At 62.5% G+C, this 24,871-nt stretch carries 20 protein-coding genes, 1 pseudogene and 2 CRISPR repeat arrays; of the genes and pseudogenes, 2 read left to right on the top strand and 19 right to left on the bottom strand.

Features of this window, described 5'->3' with window-relative positions; genetic code table 11:
• Positions 1 to 47 precede the first annotated feature (47 nt).
• The 10 genes from P9239_RS04235 to P9239_RS04190 form a co-directional block, all read right to left on the bottom strand.
• Positions 48 to 902, bottom strand: coding sequence for a glycine betaine ABC transporter substrate-binding protein (locus tag P9239_RS04235; protein ID WP_309749233.1), 855 nt, complete (start codon positions 900 to 902; stop codon positions 48 to 50).
• A 100-nt stretch (positions 903 to 1,002) separates the two neighbouring features.
• Positions 1,003 to 2,196 carry a 2Fe-2S iron-sulfur cluster-binding protein gene (locus P9239_RS04230; RefSeq protein WP_404980141.1) on the bottom strand — a complete coding sequence of 398 codons (1,194 nt, stop codon included), beginning with the start codon at positions 2,194 to 2,196 and terminating at the stop codon, positions 1,003 to 1,005.
• Between the two features lie 20 nt (positions 2,197 to 2,216).
• Positions 2,217 to 3,512, bottom strand: a complete 1,296-nt coding sequence (locus P9239_RS04225; RefSeq protein ID WP_309749232.1) for an aromatic ring-hydroxylating dioxygenase subunit alpha — start codon at positions 3,510 to 3,512, stop codon at positions 2,217 to 2,219.
• Between the two features lie 51 nt (positions 3,513 to 3,563).
• Positions 3,564 to 4,322, bottom strand: coding sequence for an electron transfer flavoprotein subunit beta/FixA family protein (locus P9239_RS04220; protein ID WP_309749231.1), 759 nt, complete (start codon positions 4,320 to 4,322; stop codon positions 3,564 to 3,566).
• Complete coding sequence (locus P9239_RS04215) at positions 4,319 to 5,485, bottom strand: electron transfer flavoprotein subunit alpha/FixB family protein (protein ID WP_309749230.1); 1,167 nt, start codon at positions 5,483 to 5,485, stop codon at positions 4,319 to 4,321. Before P9239_RS04215 ends, P9239_RS04220 begins: the two co-directional genes overlap by 4 nt.
• A 3-nt stretch (positions 5,486 to 5,488) precedes the next feature.
• Entirely contained in the window at positions 5,489 to 7,402 is a 1,914-nt protein-coding gene (locus tag P9239_RS04210; protein ID WP_309749229.1) for a (Fe-S)-binding protein, read from the bottom strand.
• A 15-nt stretch (positions 7,403 to 7,417) separates the two neighbouring features.
• Positions 7,418 to 9,481, bottom strand: coding sequence for an NADH:flavin oxidoreductase (locus tag P9239_RS04205; protein WP_309749228.1), 2,064 nt, complete (start codon positions 9,479 to 9,481; stop codon positions 7,418 to 7,420).
• A gap of 34 nt (positions 9,482 to 9,515) precedes the next feature.
• Positions 9,516 to 10,052: a DUF5943 domain-containing protein gene (locus P9239_RS04200; protein ID WP_309749227.1), complete on the bottom strand. Its 537-nt coding sequence runs from the start codon at positions 10,050 to 10,052 to the stop codon at positions 9,516 to 9,518.
• A gap of 29 nt (positions 10,053 to 10,081) precedes the next feature.
• The gene (locus tag P9239_RS04195; RefSeq protein WP_309749226.1) at positions 10,082 to 11,053 is read right to left on the bottom strand and encodes a dipeptidase; all 972 of its coding nucleotides are present in this window, start codon (positions 11,051 to 11,053) and stop codon (positions 10,082 to 10,084) included.
• 19 nt (positions 11,054 to 11,072) lie between these two features.
• Positions 11,073 to 12,347, bottom strand: a complete 1,275-nt coding sequence (locus P9239_RS04190) for a serine hydroxymethyltransferase (protein ID WP_309749225.1) — start codon at positions 12,345 to 12,347, stop codon at positions 11,073 to 11,075.
• Between the two features lie 432 nt (positions 12,348 to 12,779).
• Between P9239_RS04190 and P9239_RS04185 the strand changes: the two genes are divergently transcribed.
• The gene (locus tag P9239_RS04185) at positions 12,780 to 13,775 is read left to right on the top strand and encodes a GlxA family transcriptional regulator (RefSeq protein WP_309749224.1); all 996 of its coding nucleotides are present in this window, start codon (positions 12,780 to 12,782) and stop codon (positions 13,773 to 13,775) included.
• A 56-nt stretch (positions 13,776 to 13,831) separates the two neighbouring features.
• Here P9239_RS04185 and fdhA read toward each other — a convergent pair whose 3' ends face one another.
• From fdhA to cas1e, 4 genes and pseudogenes are all read right to left on the bottom strand, one after another.
• Positions 13,832 to 15,028, bottom strand: coding sequence for a formaldehyde dehydrogenase, glutathione-independent (gene fdhA, locus P9239_RS04180; RefSeq protein ID WP_309749223.1), 1,197 nt, complete (start codon positions 15,026 to 15,028; stop codon positions 13,832 to 13,834).
• 140 nt (positions 15,029 to 15,168) lie between these two features.
• Positions 15,169 to 16,587: an MFS transporter gene (locus P9239_RS04175; protein WP_309749222.1), complete on the bottom strand. Its 1,419-nt coding sequence runs from the start codon at positions 16,585 to 16,587 to the stop codon at positions 15,169 to 15,171.
• A 134-nt stretch (positions 16,588 to 16,721) separates the two neighbouring features.
• Positions 16,722 to 17,571: a CRISPR direct-repeat array (repeat unit 28 nt).
• Between the two features lie 518 nt (positions 17,572 to 18,089).
• A CRISPR array of direct repeats spans positions 18,090 to 18,972; the repeat unit is 28 nt; unit sequence GGCCTATCTCCGCGCACGCGGAGGAACC.
• A 90-nt stretch (positions 18,973 to 19,062) separates the two neighbouring features.
• Positions 19,063 to 19,294: pseudogene (cas2e, locus tag P9239_RS04165) on the bottom strand (type I-E CRISPR-associated endoribonuclease Cas2e).
• Positions 19,295 to 19,331: 37 nt separating this feature from the next.
• The gene (gene cas1e / locus P9239_RS04160) at positions 19,332 to 20,126 is read right to left on the bottom strand and encodes a type I-E CRISPR-associated endonuclease Cas1e (RefSeq protein ID WP_309749619.1); all 795 of its coding nucleotides are present in this window, start codon (positions 20,124 to 20,126) and stop codon (positions 19,332 to 19,334) included.
• Here cas1e and P9239_RS04155 point away from each other — a divergent pair.
• Positions 20,073 to 20,246 carry a hypothetical protein gene (locus P9239_RS04155; RefSeq protein WP_309749640.1) on the top strand — a complete coding sequence of 58 codons (174 nt, stop codon included), beginning with the start codon at positions 20,073 to 20,075 and terminating at the stop codon, positions 20,244 to 20,246. The genes cas1e and P9239_RS04155 overlap by 54 nt on opposite strands.
• Here P9239_RS04155 and cas6e read toward each other — a convergent pair.
• The 5 genes from cas6e to P9239_RS04130 all read right to left on the bottom strand — a co-directional run bounded on the left by cas6e (position 20,233) and on the right by P9239_RS04130 (position 24,765).
• Complete coding sequence (gene cas6e / locus P9239_RS04150; RefSeq protein WP_309749221.1) at positions 20,233 to 21,006, bottom strand: type I-E CRISPR-associated protein Cas6/Cse3/CasE; 774 nt, start codon at positions 21,004 to 21,006, stop codon at positions 20,233 to 20,235. The two genes, P9239_RS04155 and cas6e, sit on opposite strands and share 14 nt — an antisense overlap.
• Entirely contained in the window at positions 20,993 to 21,757 is a 765-nt protein-coding gene (cas5e, locus tag P9239_RS04145) for a type I-E CRISPR-associated protein Cas5/CasD (RefSeq protein ID WP_309749220.1), read from the bottom strand. Before cas5e ends, cas6e begins: the two co-directional genes overlap by 14 nt.
• Before the next feature lies 1 nt (position 21,758).
• The gene (gene cas7e / locus P9239_RS04140; RefSeq protein ID WP_309749219.1) at positions 21,759 to 22,934 is read right to left on the bottom strand and encodes a type I-E CRISPR-associated protein Cas7/Cse4/CasC; all 1,176 of its coding nucleotides are present in this window, start codon (positions 22,932 to 22,934) and stop codon (positions 21,759 to 21,761) included.
• Positions 22,935 to 22,979: 45 nt separating this feature from the next.
• Positions 22,980 to 23,465 carry a type I-E CRISPR-associated protein Cse2/CasB gene (gene casB / locus P9239_RS04135; protein WP_309749618.1) on the bottom strand — a complete coding sequence of 162 codons (486 nt, stop codon included), beginning with the start codon at positions 23,463 to 23,465 and terminating at the stop codon, positions 22,980 to 22,982.
• A gap of 136 nt (positions 23,466 to 23,601) precedes the next feature.
• Complete coding sequence (locus P9239_RS04130; protein WP_309749218.1) at positions 23,602 to 24,765, bottom strand: hypothetical protein; 1,164 nt, start codon at positions 24,763 to 24,765, stop codon at positions 23,602 to 23,604.
• Between the last annotated feature and the right edge of the window lie 106 nt (positions 24,766 to 24,871).

Raw genomic sequence — 24,871 nt, 5'->3', positions numbered from 1 at the left:
AAAGCGCCGCTCTCGGGCGGCGCTTTTTCCTCGGTGCGGCGAAGCGCTTATTTGACCCAGCTATCCACGCGATCGCCGTGCGCGCTGATCCATGCATCCGCGGCGGCGGTCGGCTTCTCGCCGTTTTGCGTCGCGAGCATCACGCTGTCGATTTCGCCCGGCTTCCACTGAAACTTCTTCAGAAACGCGACGACAGGCGGCGCTTTCTTTTCGAGTTCAGGATTGACGACGTTATCCACGTGCTCGGCTTCACCGAAGACCTTCTTCGGATCGTCGAGGAACTTCAGCTTGTACTTCGCGAACATCCAGTGCGGCTTCCAGCCGGTCACGATGATCGGCTTCTTGGCCGCTTCCGAACGCGCAAGCTCCGCCGTCATCGCGCTGCCCGAGCTCGGCATCAGCTTGTAGTCGAGGTTGTACGCCTTGATCGCTTCGCTGGTCTTCTGCATGACGCCCGCACCCGCGTCGATGCCGACGATGCGCGAATCGAATTCCGCCTTCTTCGCTTCGAGATCGGACAGGCTCGACACGTCCGCGTTTTCCGGCACGATAAGGCCGATCTTCGCGTCATTGAAGTTCGGTCCGAGATTGACGACCTTCGACTTGAAGTTGTTCCAGTATGCGCCGTGCGTGACCGGCAGCCATGCGGAAAGCGTCGCGTCCAGGTCGCCGCGCGCCACGCCCTGCCACATCACGCCGGCCGCGACGGGCACCAGTTGCACCTGATAGCCAAGACGCTTTTCGATGATGCGCGCCGCCACGTTCGACGTCGCCACGCTATCGTCCCATCCTTCGACGTAGCCGATCTTGATGGTCGGTTTTTCATCGGCGCCCGCACCGAAGCTCGCGGCGAGGGCCGCGCTCATCGCGCCCAGCACGAACAGTCTTCTCATTGCTTTCATTACTCTCCCCTTTGCGGCCCCACGCCGTGTATGCAGAATCGCCAGCCAGAAATGCCACGTAACGCGCTTTTACGACACGCAGTTGTCCAGAAGCGACGTGTTATTTGTCGACGACAAGATCGCTGAGCGGCGTGCTGCAACACAACAGCACCATGCCCTGATCGATTTCGCGCTGTCGGATGCCGCCTGCATGTTTCATCGATACTTCGCCCGAGACCAGCTTCACCTTGCACGTGCCGCACATGCCTTGCGTGCATGACGACGGCAGGCGCACGCCGGCTTTCTTCGCGGCGTCGAGCACATGCTGCGTGCTGCCGCATTCGATCTCGCGCCGGCTCTTCGCGAAGCTCACCTTGAATGTCGTGTCGACGGGCGCGGGCGCGAAGCCGCTCGCGTTATCGCGAGCTTCGATGGTGTCGGCGTTCTGGGCGATTGCGTCGCCGACATGCGCGCTCGCCAGTTGCGATGCCACCTCGGCGATGGTTTCGAACGAGAAGCTCTCTTCGTGATAGTGCTGGCGGTCGAAGCCGCCTTCGTCGAGCAGATCGCGCACGGCTTCCATATAGGGCGCGGGACCGCACGTGAAGACCTCGCGTTCCAGGAAGTCCGGCGCGATCAGCTTCAACAACGGCAAGCTCAGAAAGCCCGTAATTCCAGGCCAGTTCGTGCGCGCGCCCACACGCTCGCATACGAACGCCGTGCGGAAATTCGCATGATTCGAAGCGATGAGATCCAGCTCGCGAGCGAAGATGATGTCGTCGGGCGTGCGCGCGCTGTGCACGAAGACGATGTCGGCATCGTCGCCGAGTTCGTGATGCGCGCGACTCATCGACATGAGCGGCGTAATGCCCGATCCCGCCGAGAGAAACAGGAACTTGCGCGCCGGATGCCGCGCACACGTGAACTCGCCCGACGGCCCGAGCACGCGCACACGCGATCCCGCGACGACGTTGTCATGTAGCCAGTTCGACACCTTTCCGCCCGGCACGCGCTTGACCGTGATCGAGATGGTGTGCGGGCGCGTGGGCGCGGACGAGATCGTGTAGCAGCGATTCACCGGCTCGCCGTCGATATCGAGTTCCAGTGTGATGAATTGTCCGGGCTCGAAGACGAACGTGCGCTCATCCGCCGAACGGAAGAAAAAGCTCTTCACGTCGTGCGTTTCCTGCCGCACGTGACAGCAGACGAGCGTATCGTCGGTGTCGCTGTTCCAGCGCGCGGGCAGCGCGCCCCAGAACCTCGGTTGAGTCACGCGGCTCGGTGTCGGCTCGAACGTGGCCTGATCGCGCATCATGATGTGCCTCTTTAACGCGCCTAGCGCATGAAGGAAACGACTTTCTCGCCATGCGACGCGAGCTTCTCGTCAGGCGCGTTCGCATAGTCGCCGAGCCGTCCGATGTACCACTCGCTGAATTTCTCGACCAGCCCTTCCGTATAGGGCGAATACGGGCCCGGCTCATACGCGCTGCTGACCGCGCCCAACTGCGAGTACTCCACAAGCGTGCGATCCTGATCATTCGTCGCGCGCCATACGGCGGTCAGGTTATCGACGTCGTAATCGACGCCTTCCTGCGCATCCTTGTGCACGAGCCACTTCGTGCGCACGAGCGTTTCCCCTGCGGACAGCGGAATCACGCAGAAGGTCACAATGTGATCGCTCATGAAGTGATGCCACGAATTCGGCTGTGTCCAGAACGACAAGCCGCCCAAGTCCGCACGCGCGAAGCCGCCGAGCAGCTTCTTCGACGCCACCTTCGCATCGAGCGTCTGCGATTCGCCGTCGCGGTCGAGCGGCAGGCGCTGCGTGCGAAAACCGGTGACGAGATCGGACAAGCGATCGATCTCGACGGACGGCAGGTTCATCGCTTCCCATTGCTTCGTGCGCTCGACGACCGTGCGCTCGAACGCGGCCATGCCTTCCTCGTTGGCGGGTGAGCGTTGATAGCCGAAGCCGTATTCATAGAGCGAAATGGTCAGCTCCGGATGATTCGCGACGCAGTGATAGCACTCGCGATTGTTCTCCATCGTGAGCTTCCAGTTGCCCTTCTCCACGATGTCGATGCTCGCCGCGATCTTACAGTCCTTCAGGCCATGCGGAAGCAGATACGGCTCCATGGCCGCGCGCATCACGGCGAAGTCGGCGGGCGGTTCATCGGCGAGACAAATGAAGATCAAGCCTGCGAGATTCTCGACGTGGACCTTTTTGAGGCTGTGCTTGCAGCGGTCGAACTGGTCACCCATGTGCTCGGCAAACATGAGGTCGCCGTTGAGACTGTAGGTCCAGCTGTGATACGGGCACACGATATTGCCGAGCGAGCCTTTCTCTTCGTTGCACAGCCGCGCGCCGCGATGACGGCACACGTTATGGAACGCGCGAATCTGCATGTCGTCGTCGCGCACGATGAGTATCGAATCATTGCCGATCTCGACTGTCGTGTAGTCGCCCGGCTCGGGCACGTCCGGCTCCACAGCCACCTGAATCCAGTGCCGCTTGAAAATCGCGTCCATATCGAGCGCGTGAATCTCCTCGCTCGTATAGAACGGCGCTTCGAGCGTGTAGCCCTTCTTGCGGCGTTCGATCATTGCGCGAACGTCTGCCGATACTTTCATCGTGTGCTCCTGCATCGCTTTTGGCCCGTGTGTCTCTGCGTCACGTCGACATCAGTAATCGACGAGTCGATGCTCGCGCAAATACGCGAGAATCACTTGTGCTTTTTCGACGGAACTCCCTTCAATTACGACGCTTCCGCCGCGGCTTTCCGTCGTGGTTGCAGAGAGCATGCGCGCGTGGCCGCTGCGCTTTTCCGGCGCGGCGAGGCGCTTGGGCTTCGCGGCAATGGGACCGAGCGTCCACGCTTTGCGCTCGTTGTCCACGGGCGCGTGAGCCGCAACCGGCACGACGTGTCCTTCGCGCATACGCGCATACGCATAACGCGGCGCGGCATTGGCAAGCGGATGCACGGCGACGAGCGCAGGCAATTGCACGCGCACGCGCCTGCGCAAGCCCTTCGGCATGAACTGGCGAACATCGACGCCTTCGCTCGTCACGCTGACATCCACCGCCGAGCCGACGAGCGCGATATTCAACGCATTCGCCAGTTTGTACGGCAGCGTGCCGCTATCGAACGCGCCTTCTGCACGCGTGCCCGTCATCACGAGGTCATAGCCCGCGATGCGCTGTGCGAGCGCCGCGCACGCGTCGCCATCGGTGTTGAGCACTTCGACGCGCTGTGCACCGAGCGCAAGATATTCGGCAAGCGCGAGACTGGCCAGATCGCCCGCGTGCAACACGTCGAGTTGCGCGCCGTGTTGTCTTGCGATATCCAGCGCGATCGTCAGCGCAGCCGCGTCGTTGCGGCTATAGCGCGCGACGCCGCTCACCGGATGGCATCCCACGGAAACGAGCACGGCGATCTTCATGCGAATACTCCTTCCGCGAGCGGCGCATCGTGGACAAGTGACGCGCCATTCCCACGCGATGCACGCGCGGCAGCCGCCGCATCGGTGAGTGCCTTGATCGTCTCGTGCGTATCCGCGACGACCGTGAGATTGGCGCGCTTCGCGATGGGCGCGCTGGCATCGGAATTCACTGCGATAACGTGGCGGCAATCCTTGATGCCTTGCAGATGCTGCACCGCGCCCGAGATGCCGAACGCGATATACACGCTTGCCTGCACGGTCTTGCCCGTTGCGCCGATCTGCTTGTCGCGCGTGAACTTGCCGTCGTCCACGGCGACGCGGCTCGCGCCTATTGCCGCGCCGAGCGTGCTGGCAAGCGTTTCGAACGCGGCAACGTCGGAGACGCCATTGCCCGCCGACACGATGAAATCCGCCTCTTCCAGCGCGATCTGCGCGGCGTCTAGCTCTTCGATGCCCAGATCGATATACGCACTCGCCGTCGATGCAGGCACGATGCCGTCGCTGGCCACCCGCTCGCCAGCGCCGACGAAGGGCAGCTTGGCATCCACGGCATTCGGCGCAAGGAGCACGACATGCGGCAACGCACGCGATGCCCACGCGCGGCCCGCTTGCGCATAGCTCGCGGCGTGCGCGGCGTCGAGTTCGACGACATGCGTCGCGATGCTTGCATCGGCGAGAGCGGCGTAACGGCGCCCGAGGTCGCCGTCGCCTGTTGCGTTGTCCGGCATGAAGAGATGCGCCGGCGCGAACGCTGCGGCGCACGCGGCCAGCGCGCGCAGTTCTTCGTCGGGCGCGAAGCGGTGGCTATCGAACGCGTCCAGTTCTATAAAACGATCCGCGCCGAGCGATGCCGCGTTGTCGTTCAATGTACCGAACGCGATCAGCACGACTTCGGTGTCGACGTCCGCTAGCAACGCGGCGGCGGCGAGCGCCTGACGCGCGTGATCTTCCAGCGCGCCGCGATCCGTATGCGCGGCCACCAGTACGCTGCGCCGCGCGGGCTTCGTCATGCGAAGCGGCTTCGCGATATCGCGATGCGTCGCATGAGGCGAACCGAAATCGTGCGACGCGCCTGTACCGACTTCCCCCAGCGTGATACGCCGCAGTCCCGCCGTCGTGACGATGAACGGCCGCCGCGGATCGATTCGTTTGATGGTGTTCATGCGTTACTCCAGTGCTGCGGCGACCAGCTCCGCCACGTCGAGCACTTCGGGGCGCGCGCCGACCACGCCTTCGAGCATCGCGGTGCATTGCGGGCAGCCTACCGCGACCACGTCTGCGCCGACCGCTTTGGCATCCGCCATGCGGATGTCGGGTATGCGCTGTTTGCCGGGAATGTCCGTCAGCGGCGCACCGCCTCCGCCGCCGCAACAGCGTGCGCGCATGCCGTGCCTTTCCATCTCGACAACCTGAATGCCGATAGTCTTCAGCAGCTTGCGCGGTGCGTCCGTTTCGCCGTTGTAACGGCCGAGATAGCAGGGATCGTGATACGTGATCTTCTTGTCCGCGAGCACAGCCGCCGCCTTCGGCGTGAGCTTGCCGTTGCCCATGAGTTCGGCCATGAACGCCGTGTGATGCTGCACTTCGTAGTAGCCTCCAAGCGCGCGATATTCGTTGCGCAGGCTGTGCAGCACGTGCGGGTCCGCCGTGACGATGCGCCGGAACGTATAACGCGAGAGCGTCTCCATGAGCTTCGAGGCGCATTGTTGGAACGTGGCTTCGTCGCCTAGGCGTCGGGCGGTATCGCCCGTATCGGTTTCGACGGCGCCGAGCACCGCATAATCGACGCCCGCCTTGTTCAGCACCTTCACGAACGCGCGCAGCGTGCGTTGATAGCGCATGTCGAACGCGCCTTCGCCTGCGATCAGCAAGACATCGACGGGGCGTCCCGGCTGCGCGACCTGCACTTGCAGATCCACCGACCAGTCGTAACGCGCACCGATGTCATAGCCGTTCGCGCTGCCCGTCTCGCGCAGATTCGCGAGCGTGATCGGGCCTTTGCCGGGTACGTCGCCTTCGACGAGCGCCTGATTGCGGCGCATATCGACGATGGCATCGACATGTTCGATCAACATCGGGCACTCCTGCACGCACGCGCGGCATGTGGTGCAGGACCAGATGGTGTCCGCCTCGATCATGCTCGATATCAGCGGCTTGCCCGGCGCGCCCGCATGTTTGCCGACCGGAATGCCTGGCGTGGGACTGCCCGCATACGCCGCGTCCGTGCCGCCGACCATGCCGGTCACGAGGTCCTGAATCAGCTTCTTGGGGTTGAGCGGCTGGCCCGATGCAAACGCGGGACACGCGGCTTCGCACTTGCCGCATTGCACGCATGCGTCGAAGCTCAACAACTGGTTCCAGCGGAACTCGACGGGCTTGCCGACGCCATATTCCTTCGCATCGAGCACCGGCATTTTCAGCGCCGTGGGCGGCACCACGTCGTGCTCGTGCTGCACCTTAAATCGCTCTTGCCGCGGATGAAACGCGAGATGCAGAAGACCCGCCATCGCGTGCTTCATGGGACCGCCCTGCGCGGCGCCGAAGGTCATCGTGTAAGCGCCCGCCGCTATCGCCAATGCGACGATGATCGCGAGCGCACCCGACATCCACGTTGCGGGCAGCAGCGCGAACAGCGCGAGGCCGAACGCGAATGCGCCGAGCAGCAGCGGCAACGCGTCCCACGGTCCGCGCGACAGACGAGCGGGCACCTGCTTCGCGCCGTGCCTGCGCTTCCAGACGAAGAACGTGCCGCCCAGCATGACCAGCGCCGCGATGAAGATGAGCTTGTCGATCCACGGCGAATAAATCGCGAGACCATAGTTCAGGAAAACGAGCGCCATCGCGAGAATCGCGCCGCCCGCTGTTGCAACGTGCGTCTTCGCGATGTACGGATCGCGTGCGACCACATGATGCAAGTCCACGAAGTATCGCTTCGGGATACTAAGGATGTTCGCCCATCCATACGCACCGGCGGCAGTGGCCCGACCTTCGCGCCAATAAGCAGCGCGTCTCATGATCGCAAAGGCGAGGCCCGCGACCGAGGCCCACAGCAAAACGGTGATGACAAACACGGGGTTCATCGCGCAATGCCCTCGTCAAAAGTCCTTGCAGAGACGCAGCGCGTCGTAAATCGCGCCGTGGATGTTGTGCATCGAGATGCAGTCGCCGACTCTGAACAGAAGAAAACGCCCGTTGCCGAGTTCTTCGGACAAGCATGGCTGGGCTTGCGCCGCGAAGAGCGTGTGCACGTCCACCTGGCCGCGATTAAGCGATTCGGGTTTGAGCTTCCAGTAGAGCGCATCGTTGGGCGTGCTGCCGTTTTCGATCACCACCTGGTCTACTGCGCGCTCCTCTTGCTCTTCCGTGTACTCGTTGCGCAGCACGGCAATCTTCTTGCCGTCTTCCTCGTACACTTTGTCGAGCCAGTAGTTCGGCGTGTGAATGACGCCTTGCGCATACAGACGCCGATAGAAGATGGGGAACGTCGTGCCGCCCACGTCGTCGGCGACCTTCACGTCCGGTGTCACGATCTCGACGTTCGCACCGCGCGACGAGATGAAGTCCGCCACGCCCGCGCCCGCATGGGTGCTCACGCCGTCATAGACGAGCACGTTCTTGCCCGGCTCGACCTTGCCCGAGAGAATGTCCCACGCGCTCACGGCGAGACCTTGTTCCACGCCCCACGCAGACACCTGATCCGTGAACGACGAACCGCCCGTCGCGAGCACGACGATATCGGGCTTCTCAGCCATGATTGCCTTGTCGTCGGCTGCCTGCCCCAATCGGCGATCCACGCCGAGCCGCTTCGTTTCCATGTCGAACCAGCGCACGATGCCCGCCATCTGCTCGCGCTGCGGCGCCTTGGCCGCGAGCATGATTTGCCCGCCGACGTAATCGTTCTTCTCGAAGAGCACGACATCATGGCCGCGTGATTTCGCCACGCGCGCCGCCTCCAGTCCCGCAGGCCCCGCGCCGACGACCACGACCTTGCGCTTGGGTCCGCGCGTCTTCTCGATGACATGCGGCATCGTCGCCTCACGCGATGTCGCCGCGTTTTGCACGCACAGCACGTCGAGCCCGTTGTACTGACGGTCGATGCAATAGTTGGCGCCGACGCATTGCTTGATCTCGTCCTCGCGGCCATCGCGAATCTTGATGACCATGTGCGGGTCGGCGATCTGCGCGCGCGTCATGCCCACGAGATCGACCATGCCGTTGGCGAGCAGACGCTCGGCTTGCCCTGCATCGCGGATGCTCTGTGCGTGCATGATCGGCAGCTTCACGACCGACTTGATACCCGCTGCGAGATGCACGAACGGCTCGGGCGGAAGCGCCATCGGCGGCATGCAGTTGGCGAGGGTGTTATGCGTATCCGCGCCGGAACCAATGACGCCGATGTAATCGATCAGGCCCGTCTCCGACATGGCCTGCGCAATCTCTTTGAGGTTCTCGTGCGACAGGCCGTCTTCATGGAACTCGTCGCCACACATGCGCAGGCCCACGCAGAAATCAGCGCCGACCGCCCCGCGCACGGCCTTCAGCACTTCCACGCCGAAACGCAGCCGGTTCTCAAGCGAGCCGCCCCATTCATCCGTGCGAAAGTTGGTGCGCGGACTCCAGAACTGATCGATCAGATGTTGGTGCGCCGCCGATATCTCGATGCCGTCCATGCCGGCATCCTTCACGCGCTTTGCAGCCGCCGCAAAGTCGTCGATGATGCGGCGAATCTCTTCCACTTCGATGATCTTCGCGTTGCCGCGATGCACCGGTTCGCGCACGCCCGATGGCGTCATCAGATGCGGCCAGTTCTCGCCATGCCATGCGGAGCGGCGGCCCATGTGCGTGGCCTGAATCATGATCTTCGCGCCATGACGATGCATGGCTTCGGCCAGGCGCGCCAGCGGATCGATGATCTTGTCGGTCGAGAGATTCACCGACTTCCACCAGCCTTGCGGGCTGTCGATCGACACCGGGCTCGATCCGCCGCATATGGCAAGGCCCACGCCGCCCTTCGCTTTTTCCTCGTAATAGCGGATATAACGATCGCCGGGCAGGCCGCCCGGCTCCGCATACACTTCCGCATGCGCCGTGCTGACGATGCGGTTCCGCAAGGTCAGCGTGTTCAGTGTGAGCGGCTTGAAAAGGTTCGGGTAACGCATGACGGACGACCTCGGGATGATTTCGCTACGACGTCTAAAGTGCGAGCGGCGATACTTCGAACACGCAATGGTCGTGGCCTTCCGCGGCGCATTGCGTTTCGATGGAACGCGAGCGGGGGCCTCTTTTCGCGGCATCGGACGCGGTGTCGTTCACCCAGTCCATCGCGCCCGCAAACCAGCCAGCGAACATGTAGCAGAGCTTGCCGTGCTTGGCCGGTTGCGCGAGCACGAACGACGAATGCCGCAAGTGAACGCGCGCCATCGCGCTTTGCGGGTCCGATTCGACGATATCGAAAAGCCCCCAGCCGCGCTGCGAAAGGCGCTTCAGGTAATGCTCGAACACCGCCATGCCGGCGATGCCGTGCTTCTCGGCTTCCTTGTCGCACCAGTGATACGCGGACTTGTAGCCGGCCTTGTAGAGAATCTCGGCATACGTCTCGCGTCCCAGCGCTTCTTCTACGGCCACATGATTGTTCGTGAAGAAATGACGCGGCACGTAGAGCATCGGCAGCGCGTCGGTGGTCCAGACGCCGGTTTGCGGATTGACGTCGATAGGCAGTTGCGGTTGCATCGCGGGTTCCTGTTCTTGTCTCGTTGCGTTCACACGTTCCACACTTCGCCGAATACGCGAAGCCAGTTCTCGCCCATCACCTTTTTGATGCGCGATTCGCTCCAGCCCGCGCGCTCCATCGCAGCCGTCAGGTTCGGGAACTCGCCTATCGTTCGGATTCCTTCCGGGTTCACAACCTTGCCGAAGTTCGTAAGCTGGCGATAACGGCCCTTGTCATGCGTGATCCAGTCGAAGAACTCGGTGCTGTAGCCTTGCGTGAAGTCGGTGCCGATACCCACGCGGTCTTCGCCGATAAGATTCACCACGTAGTCGATGGCCTCCAGATAGTCCTCGACCGTCGCATCCGGGCCGCGCTTAAGGAAAGGCGAAAACATCGTCACGCCGACGAAGCCGTTGGCATCGGCGATTTCCTTCAGTTGCTCATCGGTCTTGTTACGCGGATGCTCCTTGAGGCCCGACGGGCAGCAATGCGAATACGTGACGGGCTTCTTGGAACAGGCAATCGCATCGGATGACGTCTTCGCACCCACATGCGACAGATCGACCATGATGCCCACGCGATTCATTTCCTGAATCACTTCGCGGCCATAGCCGGAGAGACCGCCATCCGCTTCGTAACAGCCGGTGCCCACTAGATTCTGCGTGTTGTAGCAGAGCTGCACCACGTTCACGCCCAGTTCCTTGAACACTTCGATATAGCCCAGGTTGTCCTCGAATGCATACGAGTTCTGGAAACCGAAGATGATGCCCGTCTTGTTCTCTTTCTTCGCGCACAGGATGTCGTCTGTCGTGCGCACGAGTGTGAGAATCTCGCTGTAATCGCGGATCTGTTGCTTCATTTCCGCAATGTTGTCGATGGTCTTCTGAAAGTCTTCCCACACCGACACCGTGCAATTCACCGCCGTGACGCCGCCCTTGCGCATGTCTTCGAACACGGAGCGTTCGAACTTCGAGATGTTGAGGCCATCGATGATGATGCTGTTATCGTGCAGAGTGCTCATCGCTTGTTGCTCCGTGTGCTCAGTAGATGGGGAAGCGTTCGCACAGCGCGAAGATTTCGCGGCGCACGCGTTGTTCGGTTTGCGGATCGCCTTCTGGATGCTCACGCAGCGAATCGAAGACTTCGATGATCAGGCGGCCGATGTCGCGGAATTCGTTGACGCCGAAGCCGCGCGTCGTGCCTGCTGGCGTGCCGAGACGAACGCCTGAGGTGACAGTGGGCTTTTCGGTATCGAACGGAATGCCGTTCTTGTTGCAGGTAATGCCTGCGCGTTCCAGCGCCTGCTCGACCTGGTTGCCCTTCAGATTCTTGGGGCGCAGATCGACGAGCAGCAAATGATTGTCCGTGCCGCCCGTCACGAGATCGACGCCGCCCGCCTTGAGCACGTCGCCGAGTGCCTGAGCATTGGCGAGCACGTTGTCGATATACGTCTTGAAGTCGGGCTGAAGCGCTTCGCCGAATGCAACGGCTTTGCCCGCGATCACGTGCATGAGCGGACCGCCTTGCAGCCCCGGAAACACGGCAGAATTGATCTTCTTGGCGATATCTTCGTCGTTGGTCAATACGAAGCCGCCGCGCGGACCACGCAGCGTCTTGTGCGTAGTCGATGTCACGACATGCGCGTAATCGACCGGATTGTCGTGACGCCCCGCCGCGATGATGCCCGCGATATGCGCCATATCGACCATCAGCTTTGCGCCCGCGTTGTCCGCAATCGCGCGCAGCCGCGCGAAATCGAGCTTGCGCGGATACGCAGAAAAGCCCGCAATGATGAGCGACGGCTTGTGCTGCTGCGCAAGCTCCTCGATCTGTTCGTAGTCGATCAGCATGGTCTCGCGATTCACGCCGTACTGCACGGCGTTGAACCACTTGCCCGATAGCGCCGGCTTTGCGCCATGCGTGAGATGACCGCCCGCATCGAGCGACATGCCGAGCACGGTGTCGCCCGGTTTGGCGAGCGCCAGCATCACCGCGCCGTTGGCCTGCGCGCCGGAATGCGGCTGCACGTTGGCGAACTTCGCGCCGAAGAGTTGCTTGATGCGATCGATGGCGAGCGCCTCGACTTCATCGACGAATTCGCAGCCGCCGTAATAGCGCTTGCCCGGATAGCCTTCGGCATACTTGTTCGTGAGCACGGACCCTTGCGCTTCGAGCACCGCGCGCGACACGATATTTTCCGACGCAATCAGTTCCACCTGCGATTGCTGGCGCTCCAGCTCTTTCAGTATTGCGCTGCGTACGGAGGCGTCGCGGGCCGCGAGGGGCGCTTCGAAGAAGGGATTCGAGTTCGACATGGGCTTGAGTCCGTGGTCAGAAAATACGGTCGTTGGATGAAGCCTGCGTCGCGTGTTTCCGGCCGCTCGTGTCTTCATCGTTGCGTCTATTCTTGACTCTCGCCTTGCTGGTCAATTTATGAATTCAGACGTGTTCTTGCCCTTTTCCGACATGCGCGTCCTTTTTCGACAAGTGGCGAATACGCTTTGGGTGTAGGGCGCTTCCGCTCGCACGCGGTGCACTGCCGAGGAACGAACGTGCGCTTTCTCTGTGCCTGAAAGCGCGCCTTCGCGCTGCGTTAGTGCGTGCTTTAAATACTTGTCTCAGTGCATATAGAAGCGGTCAGGGTTTAGCCTTATGGCATGGTAGTTGCACTCGAAATCACAATGCAAAAGTGACTAGCGCCGCATTCGACGGCGTCGACCAATAGATTCCAAGGAATCGAATTCCCCATGTCTCCCGATCGCACGGCATCGCTGTCGCACTTCGCTTTCATGCCGCTTCCTAACTTCACGATGATGGCGTTCACCAACGCGATCGAAGTGCTGCGCATGGCGAATTACCTGACGGGACAGCCGTTGTATCGATGGTCCATCGTGAGTCCGACGGGTGGACCGGTCATGGCGAGCAATGGTCTTTCCGTCGATACGGGACCGGTGGAATGCGTGGGCCAGCCGGATATCGTGTTCGTGGTCGGCGGCATCGACGTGCAGCGTTGCACCGCGCTCGAACATCTGTCCGCATTGCGCCGCTTTGCGCGCACCGGCTGCGTGCTCGGCAGTCTGTGCACCGGCACGTATGCGCTTGCGCGCGCGGGATTGCTCGCGGGCTATGCGTGCGCGATCCACTGGGAAAACATGTCGGCGCTTAAAGAAGAATTCCCGGACACGCGCTTCCTCAAGGAACTGTTCGTGATCGACCGCGACCGCGTGACGTGTACCGGCGGCGTCGCGCCGCTCGACATGATGCTGAATCTGATTGCTGCGCGCGTGGGCACGTCGCGCGTGACGCAGATTGCCGAGCAGTTCATCGTCGAACATGTGCGAGATACGAGCGCGCAACAGCGCATGCCGCTGGTGGCACGGCTCGGATCGGCCAACAAGTCCTTGTTCGAAGTGATCTCGCTGATGGAGAACAACATTGAAGAGCCGTTGTCGCGCGAAGAACTCGCGCGGCTGGCGGGCATGTCGCAACGGCAATTGCAGCGGCTCTTTCGCGAGCATCTCGGCATGACGCCGACGCATTACTATCTGACGCTGCGCTTGCGACGCGCGCGCGAGCTGCTGTTGCAGACGGATATGTCGATCATGCACATCACGATGGCGTGCGGGTTTCAGTCCGCCTGCCATTTCTCGAAGAGTTATCGCGATGCATTCGGCACCGCTCCCACGCGCGAGCGCAGAAAACAAGTGCCGCCTTTGAGTTCGGTGCGTGTGATGGTGGCCTGAGTTTGTTTGTGCCTTGAATGAAAAAAGCGCCTCTTGTTCAAGAGGCGCTTTCTTTCTTAGGCCGCTTGAAGCAGGCCATGCGGATCAAGCACGAATTTACGCGGCGCGCCGCCATCGAATTGTCGATAACCCTCAGGCGCTGCATCGAGCGAAACCACCGACACGTTCACGATGTCCGCAATCGGCAGACGGTCCCACAGAATGGCCTGCATGAGATTGCGGTTGTATTTCATCACCGGCGTTTGACCGGTATGAAATGAATGCGACTTCGCCCAGCCGAGACCGAAGCGGATGCTCAGGCTGCCCTTCTGCGCGGCGGCATCGGCGGCGCCGGGGTCGTCGGTGACATAAAGACCCGGAATGCCGATGGCGCCCGCCGCCTTCGTGATTTCCATCAGCGAGTTGAGCACCGTCGCGGGCGCTTCCGCGTGGTGGTCGGTGCCATGACCACGCGCCTCGAAGCCCACGCAATCGACGGCGCAATCCACTTCCGGCTTGCCGAGAATCTGCTCGATTTGCTGACCGAGCGTGGCGTCCTTCGATAAATCGACCGTCTCGAAGCCCATCTTGCGCGCGTGCGCGAGACGCTCTTCGTTCATGTCGCCGACGATGGTGCAGGCCGCGCCCAACAGACGCGCCGACGCAGCCGCCGCCATGCCGACCGGTCCCGCGCCCGCGATGTAGACCGTCGCGCCCGGCTTCACGCCCGCCATCACGGCGCCGTGATAGCCGGTCGGGAGAATGTCGGAGAGACAGGTGAGGTCGCGGATCTTGGACATCGCCTGCGCCTTGTCGGGGAACTTGAGCAGGTTGAAGTCGGCGTACGGCACCATCACGTACTCCGCTTGCCCGCCGATCCAGCCGCCCATGTCGACATAGCCATACGCGCCGCCCGCGCGCGACGGATTCACGTTGAGGCACACGCCGGTGTGCTGCGCCTTGCACGTGGGACAGCGTCCACACGCGACGTTAAAGGGCACGGACACGAGATCGCCGATGGAAAGCGTTTCGACGTCGCGTCCGATCTCGATGACTTCGCCGGTGATCTCGTGGCCCAGCACGAGGCCGATGGGCGCGGTCGTGCGGCCGCGCACCATGTGCTGATCCGAACCGCAGATGTTAGTGCTGACGACCTTGAGTATGACGCCGTGGCCGATGTCGCGGCCACGCGGATCGACCATTCTCGGATAGTCGATGGACTGGACTTCGACCTTGCCCTGACCGAGATATACGACGCCGCGATTCGTGCTCATGTGACTCGTCTCCTTGGATGCGTGGACGGCGGGTGCGAGCTGTTCTCTGCGATGCTCGCGGCCGTGCGGGAAGAGTACGCCGGGCCGCGAGAATCACTGGCGTCGAATGCGACGTGGGTTTGGTTGTGAGCGACAGGGGTTCAGTTCTCAGCCGAGGCCCAGACCTTTGCGCCTTCGTCCTGCTCGGCTTCCGAGACGAGTTTCTCCAAGGCGACACCGCGCGTCTCGACTCCCAACACCCAAACCGCCGAGGCCGCCACCACGAAGCACACCGCCCCGAGCGAGAACACGCCGCCCTGCCCGAACACCGGCAATACGACGCCCACGACATACGGCCCGATCAACGATCCCACGCGCCCGATCGCCGACGCGAAGCCCGACCCCGTGGCACGCGCGCCGGTTCCGTACAGCTCGGGCGTATAGGTATAGAGCGCGGCCCACATCGCGAAGAGGAAGAATTGCATCGCCAGTCCCGCGCAGATCAGCAAGGTCGGGGTTTCGGCATGCAGCGCGGTCTGTCCGTACAGATAAGCCATCACGCCACTGCCGACAAGCGATGCAATGCATGTCGGCTTGCGTCCCCATCGCTCGACGAGCCATGCCGCGCACAGGAAGCCCGGCACGCCGCCAAGCGAAATCAGCACCGTATAGAGCACGGATTTCGTCACCGCAAAGCCTGCTTGCTGCATCAGCGCGCCAAGCCACGAAGTCAGCCCATAGAAGCCGAGCAACGCAAAGAACCAGAGCATCCACACCATCACCGTGCGACGCCTGTACGCCGCACTCCAGATCTCGCGGAATGCGCCCACGCCTTTTGCAACCGGCGGCTCGGCGAGCATGGAGGGCGCAGGCAACTGGCGCAAGCCGGTCGCCTTCATCACCTTCGCCTCTACCTGCGTTAGCACGGCTTCGGCATCCGCCGTGCGTCCGCGATGTTCGAGCCATCGCGGTGACTCGGGCACCACGCGCCTCACGATCAGCACGAACACGGCTGGAATGGCGAGCAACGCGAATTCGGTGCGCCAGCCGAAGTGCGGCAACACGAAGTACGAGACCACGCCCGATGCGATGAAGCCGAGCGGCCAGAAGCCATCCATCAGGGCAATCACTCTGCCGCGCGATGCCGTCGGCACGAACTCGGACAGCAGCGTCTGGGCAATCGGGAACTCCATTCCCATGCCGATGCCAAGCAGCACGCGATAGAGGATCAGCGATTCGACGGAATGCGCCGTCGAACAGAGATATGACGCGACGCCCCATAGCACCATGCTCCACTGGAACACGGGGCGTCGGCCGAAGCGATCGGCAAGCAGGCCCGCGACGGCCGCGCCCAGCACCATGCCGAAGAAACTGGCGCTTGCAACGAGGCCGGCTGTCGCCGTCGACAAGCCGAACTCGGTCTTGATGGAACCGAGCACGAAGGTCATCGTGCCGAGATCGACGGAATCGAAAAAGAAGGCCACCGCGATGATGATGAAGATAGTGCGGTGATAGCTCGAAAACGGCAGGCGTTCGAGCCGCGCCGCGGCGCTTGCGCGGGGATGCGTGGCGGTGGGCATTTTGGTTCCTCTTGACGCGGAGTGAGACCGCTTGGGTTCATGGCGAAGCGGGTTCAGTAGACGCCGACATAAATCCGCGACATAGAAGGAATGCGTCATGGGGGTGGAATGGGGGCGTCATGGGGGTGGGACGTGGCCTATCTCCGCGTATGAGGAGGAATCGGCTCGATGAAGAACGTGGTTTGGTGCTGCACGGCCTATCCGCGTACGCGGCCCCAGCGTGCGCGGCCTATCTCCGCGTACGCGGAGGAACCCTGCATCAGCACGGCAATCAGGTCGCGCACCAGGGCCTATCTGCGCGTACGCGGAGGAACCATGCCGGTGCCTAACCCCGAGCCCTTCAGCTCGGGCCTATCTCCGCGTACGCGGAGGAACCATCGCGCAATGGTGGCGCATTCGCCGCGCGCGGGCCTATCTCCGCGTACGCGGAGGAACCCGCAGTTGATGGAACTCATGCGTCCCCTGCCAGGGCCTATCTCCGCGTACGCGGAGGACCGCGGGGCTTAACAAAGATTTAGGCGCCTACTATGGCCTATCTCCGCGTACGCGGAGGAACCATGCCCTCGCCCCAGAACTGCCCCGGAAGCTTGGGCCTATCTCCGCGTACGCGGAGGAACCTGGAGTCGGCTCCGGATCGAATCCTTCGCCGAGGGCCTATCTCCGCGTACGCGGAGGAACCTCTTTCTTTGCTGCCGGCGCGTAGTAGAACAAGGGCCTATCTCCGCGTACGCGGAGGAACCGTCCAGAACACCGATGAATTGATTCGGTACACTGGCCTATCTCCGCGTACGCGGAGGAACCGGCGTTGCATGGCGCAACGCGGCGACGTAGTACGGCCTATCTCCGCGTACGCGGAGGAACCCAGTTGCGCCGGCTTGCCTGTCTTCTTCTGGCGGGCCTATCTCCGCGTACGCGGAGGAACCGATGCCGCGCACGATTAGGTCGCCGTTCTGCACGGCCTATCTCCGCGTACGCGGAGGAGCCTCTCCTCATAACTCGATGATTGCAAACGCAAAACGCCCGACCTGATCCGCTGACAAATCTAGATTCTCAAAGAACGAATTCAGCTTGTCTACCGCGCTTCCCGCCTCGCCAGAAACACCCCATCCACATCTACCGGCTTTCTCGCTGACGATCCAACTGCGCGATCTCGATCCCCTCCCGCATCAAACTCCCGCGAAACCATCACGACGCTGCCCCTCGGCTCGGGACCGCGCCACTCAGCGAGCACCAACCACGTCCGCTCGCCCACACCTTTGTCCCTTTGCAGCGTCACTACACGCCAGCCGACACCTCGAGCATCAGGGAGGCCGAACTCGATGTTCAGGGCGCGCGATGCCTTGGCTCGGCACCGAGATGGCCCCGATCACTTTCGAAACTTCATCGGTGAGAACGAATGCGTTCTCGTCACCAGAACCAAGCGGCAGTTTCATTCAAAATCGCGCGGTGGATGTTGGTCAATCGCACTTCGGACTCGGTGGCTGGCACGGCGCATAGCTGAAGGGCCTATCTCCGCGCACGCGGAGCAACCCCCGGTCGCCTGCCGCCGCCATCTGATCGAGGCGGCCTATCTCCGCGCACGCGGAGGAACCGAATACGTCAGCATGATCGACCGGGCTGAATGGGGCCTATCTCCGCGCACGCGGAGGAACCCTTTTGCGGATGACCACGCGGTAGCCATCGTACGGCCTATCTCCGCGCACGCGGAGGAACCTCGTCTAGCCAGATTGAGAGCAAGTCCGCATCGGGCCTATCTCCGCGCACTCCGAGGAACCCGATTGCGGCGCGGGCCATGTCGAACTCAACCGGGCCTATCTCCGCGCACGCGGAGAAACCTGGACGTACACGACCGCCATCCCGCACGAGACGGGCCTATCTCCGCGCACGCGGAGGAACCTTTTCATTCTGATGCGGCGGACCACAAGAATCGGGCCTATCTCCGCGCACGCGGAGGAACCTCGACGTAAATGTCGCGCTCCGATTCCGCGTACGGCCTATCTCCGCGCACGCGGAGGAACTTGGCCTTCGCCTGGCCGTCCGTGAAGTGATACGGGCCTATCTCCGCGCACGCGGAGGAACCGCCAGAATCACGGCCGCCGTTTTCAGGTGTTGCGGCCTATCTCCGCGCACGCGGAGGAACCGCCGGCGCGCGCGCATCCTGCACAACTTCCGGGGGCCTATCTCCGCGCACGCGGAGGAACCCGCAGTACGTTTTGGCCCACGAGCTGCAGGAAAGGCCTATCTCCGCGCACGCGGAGGAACCGTGGTGCCGTCGAACGTCCAGTCGAGGCCAAGGGGCCTATCTCCGCGCACGCGGAGGAACCACCTTGCGGGCGGCGGTCAGCGCAGCGGCAACCGGCCTATCTCCGCGCACGCGGAGGAACCTCTCCCTCATAACTCAATGATCGGAAAGACAAAACGCCCACCCCCATCCATCGAAAAATCCAAATTTCCAGAGAACGATTGCCAACTCGCCTAACGCGCTTCCCGCCTGACCAGATACATCCCATCCACATCCACGAGCTTCCTCGCTGGCGATCCCAGCTGCGCGATCCCGATTCCCCCGACCGCATCCAGCTCCCGCCAAACCATCACGACGCTGCCCCTCGGCTCCGCGCCGTGCCACTCGGTGAGCACGGACCACGTCCGCTCGCGCGCCTTTGTTCATCCGCGGCGCGACGTACACGCCAGCCGACACCTCGAGCATCACCGAGGCCAGATACCCTCGAAAGCGGTCCGCCACGTCACGAGTCACCACTACGACTAGCGCCATCCGCCTCCTCCAGCTTCTCGTCGACTCGCAGAACCTGCTTGATGCGATCAATCATCGCGGGAATCACTTGCTGCTTGCGAAAGACGCGCGCCGCCTCGCGTCGGACGAGCCGGTCGATGGTCGCCGCGCCACGCTCGGCCTGCTTGACCGCGGCAAAGGCTATCGAGAGCGTCACGTCGTCGCGAAAAAGATCGGCGATATCGAGGACGAATGCTTGGCCCAAGTCCTCGTGGATGAACCCCAACCGAGGCACCGCCGCAAGCGCCTGCACGGCGATGGCCGCCGCCGCTTGCACCGCCGTCGCCGCGTGATTGATGGCCTGATTGGCGAGATCGGCGGCTTCGGGATTCGCGCGATCGTAATGCCGTCCGTTCCAGTCGATCCCGAACTGCTGTGCGCGCAGTCGATAAATGGTCTTCACGCGCGCCCCTTCTATGCCGCGCAGCGTATCGAGGTCCCGGTGCGGCAACACCTCGCCTAACCGCAGCGCATACATGTGGCGCGCGACGGCCAGACGTCTGCGCGCGCTGCCCCAAAGCTCGGCTTGCCGGCGCGCGACATCGGAGCGATCCGGCATCAGCGGCAGAGCGGTGTAACTGCGCACTCCGCTCGCCCCAACTGCCGCCAACAACGTGCCGTGGCGCGCGAGCAAACGCAGTGCGTCATGCGTCACGCTTCCGCCGGGGCCGAGCAATATCATGGATACCGACTGATGCGGAATCTGATCGACGTATTGCCCGCTCGTGAAATGCAGGCATCCATCAATGACGCTGAGTTCGCCGCGCTCGAGCCACAGCAGCCCATGACGATCCCCATGCGGCACGCGCGACGTGTCGAGACCCAGCCGCCCCTTCAGCATCTCGCGCCCGCGATCAACCGTCGATAGACGCGGGCCTCAGCACCAACATGCCGAACCCGAACGCGCGATGCCGTCCGACGCCGCGCGCAAGCAACCGAGCGAACGCGTCGGCATTCTCGACACGCAAGTGTCCCGTGAACACCGCGTCCGGGCCGTCTATGAAACGCGATTGCCGAGGTGTGCCGTCGCCGGAAACGGCTTGCGTGCGACGAAGCACAGGCGTGAGCTGGAACCGCGTCATGCGAGCTTCGACGAGACTGGCAGCTCCGGTCGATTGGAACTGTTCGTTCAGCCATTCGGCATAGACGAGTTCGCGCCGCAGATCGTCGTCTTCGGGCCTTTGCGAGCAAGCGACCAAGAACGCGTCGCGTTCGCGGACTCTCTTCTTCTCGCCGTCCTCACCGTCCTCACGGCGTCGCGTAGGCCGGACGCGCACTTCAAAGCCCAGCACGCGCCCTGCTTGCCATTGCGTCGGAAGCGCGCGGATGTTGAGGCCGGCGCTACGCGGGCCTGCATCGAGGCCGAGTGCATCGGCCAGCTCGGGCGCGGCGCAGAGTGCGCTCGCCTCACGCAACGCGTCGGCTGAGTGCGAGGAATAGGCGATCAGTCCGGCGCGCGCATCGCGGTAATAGAAAGGCTTGGGCGCAAGGGGACCGAAGACTGCCTGGAGCGCCGCGTGCAAGGCGTAACCGAGATCGCCGCCGGACGGCAGTACGCCATGCCGCGATGCCCACAGCCCGAACTTGTGCGAATCGGGCTGACAATGAATGAGATTAAGCGCGGTCATACGAGAAGTCAGGCGATATCGATGGATGTTCGAGAAACGATGCCCGCTGAGCGCTCATCTCCACGACAGGACGCCATCCGCCATGCACGCCGCTCGTCCAGTTGCGCTCGTCGCAGACGTCGTGGGCCTGTGTCCTTGCATCGGGCATCGTGCCTTCGTCTTTCGGCCACTGCATGCGGAACGCGTCATCGGCGACGCCTTGAGGCAACGGCGCGCGCAGCAGCGCATCGAGCACATGTTCGGCGTCGATGAAACCCGCGAACACTCGCGTGGATGGCAAGCAAGGCTTGCGTCCGATGAAAAGCGGACGCAGCGGCCGGTCAAGCGCGCGAGCAATGTCGTCGAGCGTGGGCGATTCATCGGCGGGCTCGAGCCTTACCGCGACGAGCGCGTCGAGCCCGGCGTGATAGTCGCGGTATCGCAGATGCGGGCTCTTGTAGGTATCTTCGCCGCCATCGCGCGACTCGGGAATGCCTCGCCACGTCCAGCCGCTATCTTTCCTCGAAAGCTGAGCCGTTTGAAAGTCGCAAAGCCGCTCGCCGGCATTGTCTAGCCGCGTCCCCATCACGAGGCGCGTCTGAAGGCGATCGTGCTTCTCGCATTCGCCGCGATCCCAGCCGAGTGCATTCGCGATCAGCCCGGTAACCATCGATAGCGCCGGGAAATCGCGGATCACACCGTACCTGTCGATCGCCTCGCCTCCGAACGCGACGAGCGGCGCACGCAGGCGCATCAACATGTGACGACGCATGTCACGCACCGTTGACGATGCGCGTCTGCACCCAGTTCGCGAGCTTATCCAGCGAATAGTGCTTGGCGTTCGGGATATCGGCGGGGTTGAGGGCGACATAGCCTCGGTCCAGCGCGCCGTATGCGGCATCGTGCTTTTTCAACTCTCGCGCAATGCGATCGACTGCGGCGTCGCGTATGTCATGGCCCTTCAACGGCAACGCGGTTTCGAAGGCCGCGCTCAGGCTGCGCGGTTGCCAATCTCCCGTCTCGACCAGCATGAGATTCGCATAGCCGAAAGGAGCGGTCGATCCGCGCTTGGCGCCGGGGCTGACGGTAGCGATCAGATGCAACAGGTGATGCACGACCTGCGAAGCGAGCTCGCGCTGGTCCGGCGACGCATTGAAGCACTCGCTTGCGGCGATGCCTTCCAGATTCGCGACCAGTTGCGGGATATCCACGACGACGTAGCCGTAGTAGAGGCCTGATGCCAGTTCCGTTTCGAAGATGCCAGCGGAGCCTTGCTCGCCCGCTTCTCGAAGAAGATCGTCCACGACGGTGAAGTAGTCGTTCTCCACCTGGGCTTCGTGTACCGTGAACGCATGCGCGACGTAGACAGCGGCATCGCGCTGAGCAAGCACATCGGAGGTCACCATGCGACCGAAGAGCGCCGATTCGAGACCGCTGCCGTGCTTGAGCGCGACGATATTGGCGGACTCGTTCTTCAGAAACGCCGCGACGGCCGCCTTGAGGCCGTCTTCGTCCTGATGCTCGTTCGCGAGGGCCGTGCAACGTTCAACCAGGTACTTGATTTCCGCCGTGCCCAGCAACACGGCCTGACCTGTCTTGACCGCGTCGTCTCCTTTTCGGGGCTTGCCGGCCTTGTCCAAAAGACCACCGAAGCGCAAGGCTTCGACGGCTGTCTGAGCCAGCGCCTCGGGAACGCCATTTTTGACCAACTCGTCGCGAACCAGCGCGAGCGTCTCTCGCGAACGGACGGCCATCGGAACGCCGAGCGTCGGCAGCGCATGGCGGTCTTCCGCAACGCGCCAGTGCCGTTTCAGACACTGCGATGAGATGCGCGTGCGAATGGCATCGCCCATAGGCAGCCGCTTGGCCATGCCGGAGTCGTCGCGGTTGAGCAACGCCGCAGAATAGCTGTGCAGCGTGTGAATTTGAATGAAACGCGGATGCATCATTTTCTTGTCCTAACCTGTCGAACGTTGTTGCCAGCCTTCCCGTTTTCAGTCGTCCCGCGACTCGCTCGGTTTTACGGAGAAGAACGCGTGCGCGATATCAAGGCGAGTTTTCTCAGCGATACGCCGTCCCTTCTCATCGCGCGCGCCTTCGTTCAGCACGAGCCTCGCGAGTTGGACCCAGTTCGGTTTCACGCTCTTGCTCGCCAACAACCGAAGGACGCGGCGCAGCAATTGGAAGAACGCCGATCCCCGCGCGTCGAGCAGCCGCGTCACGCGCGCCTCCGACACACCGGCCGTCGCGAGTTGTCGGCCAAAATTCGCGCCGATGCCGCCGCTGTCCGCGCCGCGATCGTGCCCGGCAAGTGCGATGCCGTATGCGATGAACGCCCATCGGCGCCATCGGTCGAGACTCCAGTGAACGGTGTCGAGCTTCGCGCGCTGCGCTGCGTGGGTGAGCGCGGCGATTTGCGCGGTGGTGAGTTCCTCGGCTTCCGGGTCGAGACGCGCGAGCGCAACGCGGTCGTTCTCGATGCCTTGACGCCCTCGCCGGCGTCTTTCAGAAACGCCGCGATGGCTTCGATCTGGTAGCTCAGGCTGGGGGGCCGATTATCTGCACCACCTTGCTCCGCAGACTGTTCCGGCGCACCGGCCGATGTATCTGTCGAATTCATATCGCACGTCCTTGCGTATCCGAATCAATAGCTGCTTTGCGCGCTTGCGCACGTTCCTTCAGCACGCGCGACATGGTCTGGAGTTCCTTCTTTGAATGGATACTGACGCGAAACCGCGAAAGCGCTGTGCTCTGCGCACGGTATCGCCGCGTACTCGCACGCGGCCCCGCGACGAACGCGCGAGTCAGCACCTGTTCCGCGCGGTCCGCCAGTTCCGCGAGCCATAGCTCGTGCGCGAGTTGCCGTTCTTCAGACGTGTTGCCATCTAATTCCACGATCAGGTCGTCAAAGAATCGACGGTCTTCGGCCTGCTCGAATGACTTCGCGAAGCGATTCGCCCTTTCCTTCAGGTCGTCCGGCACAGTGTCTTCACCGTTGCCAAACAAAGAGCAGAGCGCGCCCCATAGCACTTTACGCATATCGCCGATCACGCTGATACGCCTGTCGGCGGCGTGGGCGAGTTCATCGATGCGGCCGTTCAGGAACGCCTCGCGCATACTCCGCGATATGGGCATGCGTCGTTCGTGATAGCCCTCTGTCTTTCCCTGCCCCCGCGCGACGGCTTGCGCAAGCAGCACGATGCCCTTCTCACCGTCCTCGCGCGTGATTTTGCGAGTGATCGTCTCGGCATAGTCGCCCTTGAACGCCAAGTCGCTCATCAGCTTGTAATCGAAGCCCGTAGCCGTGATGGACAACGCTTTTCCACCTACCACGGCGACGGGCGTCCAGGCATCTCCGGTTGCGCCCAAGCGATCTTTGGCTGCGATGCGCGTGGTCTTGCTACTCGTCGTGAGCGCGATCAGCTTTCCATTCGCCAAGTCCAGGCGTACTCGGCGGCACACTTCGATGTAAAACGGATCGAGCTCGCTGAACGATAGACTGCTCGCGCCGTCCCAGGGCTTCGTCCAGACCAGCGCGAGTCCGTCGACCTCCTTGAGCCCCGTCTCGTCAACGATCTTCTGACGATGGTGAAGCAGCCGCCGCGTGTCCCGCTGCCACCGCTTGCCCCAGAGGCCCTCCGGAACCGCTCCGAAGGCCGGTCGGCTGGACAAACCGCCGTTCATGCGTGAAATGCCGTAATTGCCGGCGCCCATGACGCCCTCTTGCGTCTGCAAACTCACGAGCGCGTACACCCAGTCCTCCGGCTGCGCGTTCGTCATGCGAGCGGCTTTCACGTCGTGATTGCGCGAAGTGATCAGCATGTCTATTGCGTCGGGCGTCACTAGCGGCGCTTTCTTCCAGGTGCGCGACTCCCCAGCCGCGCAC

Source organism: Caballeronia sp. LZ062, assembly GCF_031450785.1.
In the GTDB taxonomy this organism is placed as follows: Bacteria; Pseudomonadota; Gammaproteobacteria; order Burkholderiales; family Burkholderiaceae; genus Caballeronia.
This window is presented reverse-complemented; position numbering and strand designations above follow the sequence as displayed.